At 56.9% G+C, this 12,553-nt stretch carries 11 protein-coding genes; 7 read left to right on the forward strand and 4 right to left on the reverse strand.

Translation table 11 applies throughout. The features are described 5' to 3' along the window. Positions 1-16: 16 nt before the first annotated feature. Complete coding sequence (locus G438_RS0107855; RefSeq protein WP_034285687.1) at positions 17-2,287, reverse strand: HelD family protein; 2,271 nt, start codon at positions 2,285-2,287, stop codon at positions 17-19. A 262-nt stretch (positions 2,288-2,549) separates the two neighbouring features. Between G438_RS0107855 and G438_RS0107860 the strand changes: the two genes are divergently transcribed. Then, positions 2,550-3,665 carry a PAC2 family protein gene (locus G438_RS0107860; protein WP_026460852.1) on the forward strand — a complete coding sequence of 372 codons (1,116 nt, stop codon included), beginning with the start codon at positions 2,550-2,552 and terminating at the stop codon, positions 3,663-3,665. Positions 3,666-3,683: 18 nt separating this feature from the next. On the opposite strand, the gene G438_RS0107865 is transcribed toward G438_RS0107860, so the two are convergent. Next, complete coding sequence (locus G438_RS0107865; RefSeq protein WP_034285690.1) at positions 3,684-4,607, reverse strand: spermidine synthase; 924 nt, start codon at positions 4,605-4,607, stop codon at positions 3,684-3,686. A gap of 48 nt (positions 4,608-4,655) precedes the next feature. On the opposite strand from G438_RS0107865, the gene dinB reads away from it, so the two are divergent. Both dinB and G438_RS0107875 read left to right on the forward strand, forming a co-directional pair. Beyond that, positions 4,656-5,912, forward strand: coding sequence for a DNA polymerase IV (gene dinB / locus G438_RS11420; RefSeq protein WP_051259420.1), 1,257 nt, complete (start codon positions 4,656-4,658; stop codon positions 5,910-5,912). A gap of 51 nt (positions 5,913-5,963) precedes the next feature. Then, positions 5,964-6,383 (forward strand): DUF3040 domain-containing protein, encoded by a 420-nt coding sequence (locus G438_RS0107875; RefSeq protein ID WP_026460854.1) that lies wholly within the window; start codon positions 5,964-5,966, stop codon positions 6,381-6,383. A 183-nt stretch (positions 6,384-6,566) separates the two neighbouring features. Here G438_RS0107875 and G438_RS12075 read toward each other — a convergent pair whose 3' ends face one another. Further along, entirely contained in the window at positions 6,567-7,430 is an 864-nt protein-coding gene (locus tag G438_RS12075) for a hypothetical protein (RefSeq protein ID WP_131245849.1), read from the reverse strand. Next, positions 7,423-8,058: a DUF6318 family protein gene (locus G438_RS12080; protein ID WP_131245851.1), complete on the reverse strand. Its 636-nt coding sequence runs from the start codon at positions 8,056-8,058 to the stop codon at positions 7,423-7,425. Before G438_RS12080 ends, G438_RS12075 begins: the two co-directional genes overlap by 8 nt. A 791-nt stretch (positions 8,059-8,849) precedes the next feature. Here G438_RS12080 and mraZ point away from each other — a divergent pair. The 4 genes from mraZ to G438_RS0107905 all read left to right on the forward strand — a co-directional run bounded on the left by mraZ (position 8,850) and on the right by G438_RS0107905 (position 12,518). Beyond that, the gene (mraZ, locus tag G438_RS0107890) at positions 8,850-9,281 is read left to right on the forward strand and encodes a division/cell wall cluster transcriptional repressor MraZ (RefSeq protein WP_026460857.1); all 432 of its coding nucleotides are present in this window, start codon (positions 8,850-8,852) and stop codon (positions 9,279-9,281) included. A gap of 110 nt (positions 9,282-9,391) precedes the next feature. Next, the gene (rsmH, locus tag G438_RS0107895; RefSeq protein WP_026460858.1) at positions 9,392-10,372 is read left to right on the forward strand and encodes a 16S rRNA (cytosine(1402)-N(4))-methyltransferase RsmH; all 981 of its coding nucleotides are present in this window, start codon (positions 9,392-9,394) and stop codon (positions 10,370-10,372) included. Further along, positions 10,369-10,764, forward strand: a complete 396-nt coding sequence (ftsL, locus tag G438_RS0107900) for a cell division protein FtsL (protein ID WP_026460859.1) — start codon at positions 10,369-10,371, stop codon at positions 10,762-10,764. The genes rsmH and ftsL overlap by 4 nt, the downstream gene beginning before the upstream one ends. Continuing rightward, complete coding sequence (locus G438_RS0107905; RefSeq protein ID WP_026460860.1) at positions 10,761-12,518, forward strand: peptidoglycan D,D-transpeptidase FtsI family protein; 1,758 nt, start codon at positions 10,761-10,763, stop codon at positions 12,516-12,518. Before ftsL ends, G438_RS0107905 begins: the two co-directional genes overlap by 4 nt. The last annotated feature ends 35 nt before the right edge of the window (positions 12,519-12,553 follow it).

Raw genomic sequence — 12,553 nt, forward strand, 5'->3', positions numbered from 1 at the left:
GCACCTCGTCGGATCGCTATTCCCATTCCTCCATGCCGCCAGGCAGCGGGGAAGCGTGAACAACAGTTAAATCATGGGTTGCACGCGTGAGCGCCACAAAAAGGTCGCCAGGTCCGTCAGCCAGGATTTCACTGGGTTCAACGACGATAACAGAGTCAAACTCTAAGCCTTTGGCTGCTCCCGCGGACAATAGACTCACGCGTTCAGTCAGTGACGTCGCCCCAATAGTGTCCGCTCCCCACGCTTGCGCTCGAGAGGAGCCAACGATGACGGCGACACGTCCCTGCCCTTCACCTTGGTCCGCATCGAGGCGCTCACAAGCGTGCCGGGCTGCCGTGCCAGCGAGGCTACGCACCGCCTCGTCGCTGCCAGGTGTGCCAGGGGGAAGTGAGCGCACCTGGTAGCAGTCCTCAACGTCACGTACCGCGTGGGTTGGATGTAATACCGGTGCGCCTGCACGTGCCAACACGCCTTCCGCCAAACGCGTCAACGTGCGTGGGGTCCGATACGACACCGACAGTACGTATTGTGCGTGCAGTGCCCTGGCAGCAGGGCCCAAGGCATCCTCCCACGACGATGCTGGGTGCTTGCCGCGTTTCTGGTCAAGATCGCCAACTACTGTAAAGCTTCGTGATGGGCATCGGCGCAAAAGTGCGCGCCAGGCCATCGGTGACAGGTCCTGCGCCTCGTCAACGACGATATGCCCGTAGGTCCATGTGCGGTCCGAGGCGGCGCGCTCAGCCAGCGGGGCGATCTGTTCGACGCCAGCTGCCGAAGCTGCGAGCATTTCCGCTGAAACAATGCCGCCGCCCAGGCCCATTGATTCCATCGCTTCGCGTGCACGTTCAACTTCGTCACCTGTGGAGGTCGATTCCTTTGATGTATTGCGTTCTAATACGTCGCATGTACCAAGGAGTTCCTCTAACTCATCAAGGAGTGGCACGTCAGCAGCAGTGAAACCCGCGTCGCGTTGCCGAAAGACCGCAGCTAATTGTTGTGCCGACAAAGGGGAACCGACCTCGCGGTTGAGGCGAGCGAGAAGAGCAGGTTTTGCCCACAGGCGTTTCAGTAGCGTCGTGGCACGCGTTGGCATCCACGCAAGGTTAATGGCTCGGCGTGCCGACGTTGAGTCCCGGATTTCGCCTGTCCATGTCACCACTTCTTCAGGGTCTGGTGTGCTGCCGGGCTGTGCGTGATCAGTGACCAGGCGTTCAGCGAGGATTTTCATCAGGTCGCGTGCGAAAGTGTCGCGTGCAACATTATGTGGACGTCCTCCTCGACGCGCATGACGCACGGCCGCTACGACATCGGTGTGTAGCAGCCTGACCCGCCTGTTCCACACGGTGAGAACCTGATCTGACTCAGGGACTTTCACAAGGTCACGCACTGCGTGCTCAAGGATTTTTGACCAAACTGCAAGCCCTTTTATGTGCGCTACCTCGGGTGTTTCGCTTTCGCGTGCGCGCACGCCAGGAACTAAATCGCCAATGGTGATGGACACAACACCCGTTTCCCCCAGTGAAGGGAGGACCTTCTCGATGTAACGCAAAAATACGCGCGAAGGTCCCACTAGCAGCACACCTGAGCGCTCAAGGCGTTCACGGTTGGCGTGGAGCAAATATGCTGCACGGTGAAGTGCCACCGCTGTTTTTCCCGTGCCGGGACCACCTTGAACGACGATCAGACCATTGTCATCGGCGCGAATAATCTGATCTTGTTCGCTTTGAATGGTGGCAACGATATCGCCCATGCGGCCTTCGCGTGCCTTACCCAAAGCCGCCATTAATGCGCCTTCACCTTGGAAAGCCATGCCTGCACTCTCGGCTGCGGCGCTGTCAAGAAGTTCATCTTCAATCGCCACAACACTACGTTGTCGCGTGGAAATATGACGTCGCCGAACTACGCCTTGCGGGTGAACAGCCGTGGCCCGATAAAAGGGTGCTGAAGCGGGTGCACGCCAGTCCAGAAGCAAAGGCGTACCGGAATCATCTGACAGTGACGTTCGGCCAATATAGTGCGTGTCACCACTGGATAGGTCCAACCTGCCAAATACGAGGCGTTCTTCCACACCATCAAGGCGTGCAGCAAGTTCACCGAAATGTGCCGATATAGCGTCACGTTCGCTCCATCCTTGAGCGTTGCCTACACCGTGTGTGGCATGAGCTTGCACCTGTCGCTGGCGATATTGGCCGCGTACCTCATCAAGACGTGCATAGGCAGTGTCAACAAATTGCTGTTCGTGCCTCAATTCGTCGGTGGGGTCAGCCGAGATAATGTGATCAGGCATCGCGACTCCAATCCGAGGCAGGCTAACGGCATGCTAACGAGCAGTCTGTCAATTCTAAGAAGCCATGATTTATGTCGTACATGGGTGGCCAGTTAGTGGACGCAGGTGACATGCTGAGGCACATGTCACCTGCGGCGACATCTCACACTGTCATGTATGCGCACCACGCGGTATAACAGGCTAACTGGGCTGCCACACGGTAGCGTAGAACTACAGAAAGAAAATAAGGATCCGATACGTGCAGAAGGAGGGACAAGTACACATGTCAACGATTGACAAAGGCCCGGCCTGGGGTGCCTCAGCGCCAATTCTCGTCATCCACTTCGATGGTGCCATTGACGCAGGTGCAGCCGGCCATATTGCAGTACGGCAGATGATGACCTCGCTCCAATGGGACGTTGTCGCCTCGTTTTCCTCCGACGATTTTCTTGACTACCGTTCGCACCGACCGATCTTAACGATGGACAACTGGGTGACAACGAATATGGACCTTCCCCAGATACGCCTTGATCGCGTTGCGGATGACCTCGGGCGGCCCTTCCTGCTACTTCACGGCCCTGAACCAGATATGAAGTGGGAGGCCTTCGCGCAGACTATCGCCACCATTGCCCGTGACGCAGGCGTGGAAATAACGGTATCGCTGCATGGGATACCGGCTGGAACACCCCATACGCGACCAGCCCAAGTCCATGTGCAAGCCACTAGCGCGTCGTTAGTGCCCGCACAGCCACAAATGCTTCAACCGCTGCAATTTCCCGCCCCGCTATCAAGTTTTATTCAACAACGCCTAGCTGAGGGTGGCATTGACGGTATCGCCCTGATTGGTAGCGTTCCGTTCTACATGTCTGAACGCGCCTACCCTGCGGTTTCCTCTGCGATGCTCGGCAAATTGGCGGCAATTGCCGACCTGGCGCTACCAGTTGGGGACCTGGAACAAGGTGCCGCCGAAGAATCACAGGCACTTGACCAATTTATTGCCGATAGTCCTGAGATAGCCGCTACCGTACGCGCTTTAGAGGCGCATTACGACGCATTGACCGGTCCTGAAGGTATGGTCCCACTCGGGTCGCTGGGCAAAACCACCAATGGGCAGAAAACTGAGGAAGATAAGACCATCGGTGACGTCATCGAAGCCTATCTGGCCAATGTCACCCGCACTGCCAAGGCCGCCCAGGCGAGCGATGCTGAGGTCGAAGGTGAGTATCACCTCGGAAATGACGATGGTCAGGCGCAGCAAACCTTGGCTGATACAGCAGATTCTGACACCGAAAAAAGCCTTGACGAGCGGGTACGAGCGGCACTTGAGCGGGTGGAAAGGCGAAAGCAAGGGCTGCCGGGGGACGACAACAACGGACAAACCCCGCGCCACCGCGCGTAAGAACAACGCGAGGGCGTCCTAAGAAGTGGCGTCATGTAGTGGCCGCGTACCGGCACACCACTTGGCGAAATCTTTGCCGTAAAGAGGACGAGCAGGTAACGGCAAGCGGCGCAAACGCCGTTCCAAATCCGCGTAGTCAATGGGCACAATATCTTCCACCTGACCACGCGCTTCGCCGACATTGCCCACGACATCCTCGGCCACGCCTACCGTATGCGGGCAGCTTGCAGTGGAAGCTGCCTCCGCCTCGTCAAAGGGCGTGGTGAGTTTCTGGGCCGCTAAAATCACGTTGCCACGTCGCCCACCACGCCCGACCTTCGGGTCAGTAATCGCCACAACCCAGGGAAATACTTCGCGTAACGCGGCCGCGTCAACGCGCGCATCACTGCCACCTCCGTGGGCGGCGTTGACAATATAGATACCGCCAGGCCGCAAAACATTCCACGCTAGTTGCGCACACTCAACCGTGCAAAGGTGCGTCGGAACGCGGCCATCAATGAAAGCGTCGCGCATAATGACATCCCACGACGCTGGACGAAGCGTCTCCAGGATTGCCCGACCTTCACCGACGCGTATTTTCAGTTGGGGCGCTCGCGGTAGATCACAGTGCTGGCGCGCCAAGGTGGCCAACGCCTCGTCAATTTCAATGGCGACATGCCGTGACGTTGGCCGGAGCGCAACCCATGCGCGTGCCAGGGCGCATCCAGCACCACCAATATGGAGTGTCCGTAGTGATGGGGGTGCTGCAGCCCACGAATCTAACACACAGGTGGCGTGCTGCATATATTCAAATTCAAGGTGTGTCGGGTCTAAAAGATCAATACACGACGATTCCACGCCGTCAATAAACAAAGTGAGGAGGTTGCCGTCTTGGGTGAAAACCGCGGTGCCCGAATCAATGGGGAACTCGCTTGTGGCTCGGGAGGAAAGACGTCTGCTCATAGGGGACACTGTAATGGGTAGCAATGTGAAGGGAAGGGAAGCCGCGTCATGTCCACCGCTCCACGAGATAGTCGCGTGAAGCGACACTGGGGTGACGACGATACGCAAACCCCTATTCTTCACGTGGATATGGACTCTTTTTTTGCCGAGGTTGAGCTTGCAGAAAATCCCGCGTTACGTGGACGGCCACTCATTGTGGGTGGCAGCGGGAACCGAGGGGTGGTGACTTCGGCAACCTACGAGGCGCGCGCCAGCGGTGTGCGTGCAGGTATGCCTATGATGCGGGCACGAGCATTATGCCCCCAAGCGCAGGTCGTTTCGGGTAGCCATCGGGTCTATGCCGCGTACTCGCGTCGGGTGATGGATATTTTGGCGCAGGTCACTCCCTGCCTTGAGCAAGTCAGTATTGACGAGGCCTTCCTCGACGTTGCGGGTGCGCGGCGACGCCTTGGTTCGCCCACAAGTATTGCGGCCGAAATACGGCGACAGATTCGTTCTAAGGTGGGTCTACCAGCATCCGTTGGTATCGCCTGTAACAAGTCTGTGGCAAAGATTGCGTCGGCACATGCGAAACCAGACGGTATGCTGCTGATCCCTGCCCACGAAACCATTCCGTTCCTTCATAGTTTGCCGGTCGGTGTGATTTGGGGTGTTGGAGGGAAAACAGCTGCCGTACTTGAACGTGAAGGAATCATCACCGTTGAAGCCCTTGCGAATGCTCCCATGGGGCGGCTTGCAAAACTTCTGGGTCCGGCTGTGGCGCATCACCTCCACGACTTGGCGTGGGGGATTGACCACCGATCGGTGGCCGCACGTCCTGCAGAAAAGTCGGTTGGGGTTGAGCGGACTTTTGAGCACAATATTTCGTCGCGTTCCCAACTTGAGCGTTTTCTATTATGGGCGGCACACGAATGCGCGCGGAGGCTGCGAGCTGCAGATATGGTTGCATTCACGGTAGCGATAAAATTACGTGATGGCGAGTTTAAGACAGTTAGTCGTTCCGTCACCCTGAGTGAAGCCACTGATCTTGCCGCCCACCTGGCCCATGCCGCCAAAGGGTTGCTCGCACAGCAACCTATTCCTGCCTCGGGTGTTCGCCTATGTGGATTGAGGGCAGAGAATCTGCGTTCCCGTAGTCAAGGTGTGCCGGTGACACTTGACGTTGATTCGCGCCTTGAGGCAGCAGAACGAGCATTAGACCAGGTAAAACACCGTTTCGGTGCTGATGTGTTGCGTCCAGCAACATTGATGGACCCAGCATCGGCTGGTCCGCCTGGTGGCGCATTCGCGAAACACTCGCATTGAGGGTTAGACTGACCACACCTGCAGGTGAACCAGTGAACTAGGGGGTGTGTGATGGCACTGTCAGAGTACGAAAAGCTTGTTCTTCAACAGATGGAGGAAGAACTTCGCCGTGAAGATCCTGAGCTTGCCTCACAATTATCGCGTCCAGCCTCTAGGCCACGCCGTCAAGAAGGCGACGAAATGGCGCAGGTGACGCATGGCCATACATGGTCTCCACGTCGCCTTGCGCTTGGTATTAGCTGCACTGTTGCAGGGCTCATTGTCCTTGTGTCGGCTTTGTCGCTCGGTCACGGGATTTGGACCGTCGTAGCAGCGGTGATTGGTTTCGTCCTCATGCTGGCGGGTGTCCTTGTGGCGATGAGTTCCCCGAAAGGAAACGCGTCAAAAGGACAGGAAAAGAAGGGTCTGCCTAATGGGTGGGCAGCCTTTATTGCTGACCAAGAGCGCCGATGGGATGAACGCCGCGGCTAGTTTTCTGCGCAGCGTCGCAGGGTGAGGTGCATAGACGTCAGGTGAGGCGTCCGCCTGCCTCCCATTTGCTCGTCACTGATATCCTCTGCTGCTTGGTGAGGTGGTGGTGGCTTTTGTGTGTGGTGGTGGCTTTGCCCGTAATGATTGTGCGGTGGATGATTCCGTCGGTGGTGGTGGGGGTGTTTAGTGTCCGGCGAGTTCTTCGGCGGTGTCGGTCAGGGCGACGTGTGCTTTGCGTACGGGAAATGGCTGGGTGCGTTCGGTGGTGGACAAGGCGCCGTCAACCTGGATTTCTTCTCCGGTAAAAGGGTTGACAATATGGGCGGCCCATGTGGTGGTCAAGGTTAAGACTCGTGCGGGGTGGGTGTGGGTGTAGTGGTGGCTGATGGTCATATCTGGGTAGGGTGCCCCAGGTGTGGATGATGTGATGGGTGGGGTGCCGTCTCCAAAGTCGAAGGTGAAATTTGTGGCGTGCAGTGTGATGGTCACGGGTGTGCCCATTAGGGTCACGGTGTGGGTTTGTGTGGGGGTGGTGGCGTGGGCGAGTTGAGCAAAGTCGATGTAGGCGTATTGGGCAGGTTGCATGACAAGGCCCGCGCCGTTGATAGTGACCGAGGCCAACGCGGCGTACAACAGATCGTGGGTTGAAGGTGTGGGGGTGGGTGTGGGTGTGCCTTGGGGTGGTGGGGCGCAGTAGACCTGTGTGCCGTTATCACCGATGTACCACACTCCACAGTCCGGGTCAGACACCGGCGCCATAAACGTCACATCCTGCCCAACATGACGCACCACCAACACCTCACCCGGCGCGTCAGAAGGTGATCCAAACAGGGGACCCCAAGCGGACCTTGTCGTGTATTGCCCGCTTCGCAGTGCCTCTGTATACAGTTGATCGTTATGCGCATGCGCCTTCAAACTGGTTTGTGGCGCGCATTCATTGGCGTCGTTGCATGCTGGAGTTGCGGCTGTGGCCTGAGGTATGAAACCAAGGGCAAGCAACGTGATGGTTGCCACCAGTGCCGCAGTGTGAAGATGTTTCTTACTCATCATCTTGGAACGCACCTCCAGCACAGATAGTCCAGGATGTTTCCGCCCAACACGCGTGCAGTTCCAACAACGAGCGATCTTCCTCAATCTCCACCAGTTGTGAACCGTCGTAAAGATGATGTGCAGCTTCTACAACATGAGCAAACAGTGCAACTGCGTTCGCATTTCCAGGGATGGGCGAAGGGTCTTCAAGGCTGTTGATGGAATAAGCTACACCGTCCGCCCAACCGCCAGATGAGTAATGTTCATCGATGGAGGTGATCATGCTCAGGCAAAATTGACATTCCTCCGCAGAAACAGCCTTTAGTGTCGCTGTCTCTCCTGTGTTCCAGGCATATTCCATGAGTTCGATGTAATACTTTGAAAACTCTTGAGCGCCGGCGACGCTCATACTATTCGCCATTGCAGGCAACTCGGGTTCGCTTAATCCGCGGTCGGGCTGGATGAGTTTGCCATCAGGGTCGGTCTCGTAGGAATTTTCTTCAGCTTGTGCAGCCTCCCACCGTTCGATGCCTTCGGCAAGCCTGCGTGCCTCTGCTTCTTCTTCGGATTCACCGCTACTGCACGCGGCAAGGCCAAGCGCGCCACACACGCACACAGTAAGCAGCGCCACCACAGTGCGCACCACCGTCACAGGCCACGACATGCACCCTCGACCTAAAGATCGCCCAGAAGCAAAGCCCGACAACTGGCGCCCCGAAACGCCACACAGGTCCTTACCAGTGCACGAATCATGACCACAACACACCCGCGCACCATCACGCACACCCGTAACAGCGTCAGCGTGTGACACCACCTGACCATCAGCATGTGACCTCATGCACACACCGTAAAACACCAAGCCCCACCCTGACTACCCCCAACAACAAACCTGTGGAAACGAAATCTCGGCAGGCGTTGCCCATCAGTAGGTGCCGATCGGGGCTCGGACGCTGTCATGGTGAGCTCGTCCCACCTTCCTCCACCTACCTGCTCCACTTTCCTCCACGCGACCGTGTAGCTCTTTTCGAGCAAATAATGCCGACAGTGTGCAAGAGTCGCTGAAGGTCCAAATACCGCGTAGAGGCTCAAGCGCCTGCTTGTTGATGCAGGAGTGATGATTCGCTAAATCTGAGGCTTTTCCGGGCATTTTGCTGAGCCCATCCTTTGCGCGGGCGGGCCAATTCTGAGACCTCGTCCAACAATTGCGCGTATCCGCAGGCATTATCCGCCGCTGTCGGTGGGGAATATGCACGAGCTGAAAGTGCCCGCTCTACCCAAAATAAGAAATTTTCCTCCATTTTCCTCCACCATGATTTTTTGTTGAAATTAAGCCAATTTTGTTGCTTGTTGCAAAGAAATTAGCGTGAAATAAGCTTGAAATCTTCCTTCAGTGGAGTAAAGTGGGGGCAAGTGTCACGTGGGGGAAGGTGGTGAGGCATGTTTCTTGGCACATACGAGCCCAAGCTCGACGACAAGGGACGTGTGATCCTCCCTGCTCGCTTCCGCGCAGATATGGAGGGCGGCATCGTCCTCACCCGCGGACAGGAACGCTGTATCTACGCATTCCCCGCACAAGAATTCGAAAATATGACCGCAGATATGCGCCGCGCGCCTCTGTCATCAAAACAGGCGCGTGACTGGATCCGCGTCATGCTTTCGGGTGCATACAAAGAAGTCCCTGACAAACAAGGTCGCATCGGTGTCCCCACTGACCTGCGCCAATATGCAGGACTTGACCGGGAACTTGTCGTCATTGGCGCAGGCAACCGTGCAGAAATATGGGATGCCAAATCTTGGTACAGCTACCTGGCTGTCCAAGAAGAAGTGTTCTCCAACACCGAAGACGAAATCATTCCCGGAATGTTCTAGACGTATCGCGCGGTCTCCGCCCAAGTTCTGACATCACTTCCCCGATAGCAGAGCTCGGTGGGGGACCGGGTGATACGTCGTATTGCCACACAAGAAAGGACAGGTAGCAGATGAATACCACACGCGACGCCGCCCATCTGCATATCCCTGTGCTTCTTGAGGAATGTCTGGACATGCTTGCGCCAGCCATCAATCATCCTGGCGCAACCCTCATTGACTGTACCCTCGGTATGGGTGGGCACACCGAAGGGGCGCTCACACGTTTCCCCGACCTTACCGTCATCGGCATTGACCGTGATCCCCAGGCCATCGCGCTAGCCAGCGAACGTCTGGCGCCATTCGGACAGCGTTTCAGTGCAGTACACGCTACCTATGACGCCATTGACGAGGTGGTGGCGCAGCGGGGATTGGACGGCAAAGTTGACGGGATACTCATGGATCTTGGCGTCTCGTCCTTGCAGCTTGACGAGGCCGAACGCGGCTTTTCGTACGCAAAAGACGCCCCACTCGACATGCGTATGAATCCCACCACCGGGATCAGCGCAGCCCAACTCCTCAACAGCGCCGACACCAAGGAACTTACCCGAATACTGCGCGTCTACGGTGAAGAACGTTTCGCCTCGAAAATCGCAAATCTTATTGTCCGCGAACGTACAACGGTACCGCTGACACGCACCTCGCAACTAGTGGATATCGTGCGTCGCGCCATTCCTGCCGCAGCACGCCGCAGCGGAGGGAATCCAGCAAAACGTACCTTCCAGGCACTGCGCGTCGCTGTTAATGACGAATTGCGCATCCTCGAAAATACGTTGCCCAAAGCGCTGAACAGCCTCAGGGTGGGCGGACGTCTGGTCATTGAGTCGTACCAGTCCTTGGAAGACCGCATCGTCAAAGACATCTTCCGTTTAGGAGCCAGCGATCAAGCACCGCCTGGAATGCCTGTGGTGCCACCCGAATTGGGGCCACGCTTGCGCCTACTGACGCGCGGAGCACACAAAGCAGATGACCACGAATTAGAACATAACCCGCGATCCGCCTCCGTCCGCCTGCGCGGCGCAGAAGTGATCGCCCCATGGAAGGACCGCCGATGAGCGCAACAGCAGCGAAACTCCGTCCAGCGTCGCGCTCTGAACAAGCACGCGGGACCACCAAACCCGAACTGCGCCTCATCGAACGCGCACAACCACAGGCAGGAATACTGCCCATAGTCCTTGGCTTAATTGCGGTACTCGTCATCTCCATCGTTGTGCCGATGCTGATCAACACGGCGATGGCGCAAACATCCTTTGCGATACGCGAACAACAACTTGTACTGAATGAACTCAATGCTAGTGCTTGGACGATGCAAGAAGAGCTCCAGCGACGGTCGTCGGCAACTGCGCTCCAAGAAGCCGCCACCGCCCAAGGAATGGTACCCGCAGGTCGCGCTGGTGTTGTCACGCTGAGCACTGGCACCGTTGAGGGTGGTACGGTTCAAGAATGAATCCGTCGGCAAAACGTGCGCGGTGGATTGCCATCGCAACTGTCGCGCTCCTTTGCGTCTGTGCGCTTCGGCTATTCACCATCCAAATCATCCAAGGCCCATCCTTGGCTGCTGAAGGACAACTGGTCCGCACCCGTATGACCGATATTCCCGCCAAACGCGGCGCAATCCTCGACGTCACCGGTGCAGTACTGGCTGACTCCGTTCAGACCTACCACATCGCCGTTAATCAAGTGAATATCATGAGTGCGGTCAGATACGTGGAAAAAGATGGCGTGCCAACAAAAGAAGTCGAAGGGCGCGGACCCGCAATGGCAGCACGCCTCCTCGCACCGCTACTGGCGATGGATGAAGCAACCCTCGGCGGCATGATGATCGGGGACTCCACCTACGTCTACCTGAAAAAACACGTCGACGCGCAAACATACCGTGAGATACGCAAACTCAATATCCACGGTATCGAATGGGAGGCAGTACACGAACGGATCTATCCAGCGGGCAATACCGCGGGCCAGCTCATTGGGTCCGTGAATGCTGACAATGCCGGATCCGCTGGCATGGAAGCAACGATGAATGACCTGCTGGTAGGTACACCCGGTAAGGAAGCCTACGAAATCGCCCCCAATGGTGCTGTGATGCCCGGCGGAAAGAAAGTCATCGAAGAACCTATCGACGGCGCATCAGTACGCACCACGTTGTACGCGGACCTGCAACATCTCGTGCAGGACAAACTCGACGCAAAAGTGCAGGAAAGCCAGTCCGACTGGGGGAGTGTCGTGATCCTTGACGTGGCAACCGGCCGCGTACTGGTCATGGCCGATTCAGGTGCAAAAGAACCCGAAAGTTCAACGATACAAACGGCCTCGTCAGTCCAATATGCCTTCGAGCCTGGCTCCGTAGGTAAAGTACTGACCGTCGCGGCGGCACTACAAAAAGGCACCATTACCCCGACAACAACCTTCGAAGTGCCCGATAATATCGCGCGTGCCGATTCAGGTGGCGTCATCAAAGACATTCGGAACCACCCGACCTACCAGCTGACCTCGACCGGCATTCTGGCACAGTCATCCAATGTTGGTACAGTCCTCATCGGTGAGACTCTCACCAATGACGAGCTGTACAACATGATGAGTGCCTTCGGCCTCGGTACACCCACCGGCATTGAATTGCCAGGCGAAACCGCAGGATCACTGCGCACACCGGATCAGTGGCAAGGACGCGACAAATACGTGACGATGTTCGGCCAAGCCTATTCCATGAGTGCCCTCCAAGAAGCCTCAGTGATGGCCACCATCGGTAATGGCGGCGTGCGTGTCAACCCGCGCATCATTGACTCCTGGACGAAGGCTGACGGTACCGTCCACTACCCAGAAAGTCCCGAACCGGTACAGGTAATTTCACCCGAAGTTGCCCAACAACTCACCTTGATGATGGAGTCGGTTGTCGAGGCCGAAACAGGGACAGGCAGTAAAGCGCAGATTGACGGGTATCGCGTGGCACTGAAAACCGGTACTGCCGAGCTTTTCTTGCAAAATGGTACCGGTGTGGTGGCAACCGCCGCAGGTATTGTCCCCGCAGATAACCCACGGTTAGCCATCTCGGTCGTACTCTACAATCCAAAATCTACCGCGTATGGTGGTACTGTAGCTGCGCCGCTTTTCGGCGACGCAGCGTCAGATGCAGTGAGGACACTTGGTATCCCCGCCTCGTCTGAGCCAGCACAGCTTTACCCGACTGGGCGTGAAGAGAACTAGCGACAACTGTGGGGCCCCGTGTCCCTGGAGGGAGC

The sequence above is a fragment of the Schaalia suimastitidis DSM 15538 genome, from assembly GCF_000429105.1.
In the GTDB taxonomy this organism is placed as follows: domain Bacteria; phylum Actinomycetota; class Actinomycetes; order Actinomycetales; family Actinomycetaceae; genus Pauljensenia; species Pauljensenia suimastitidis.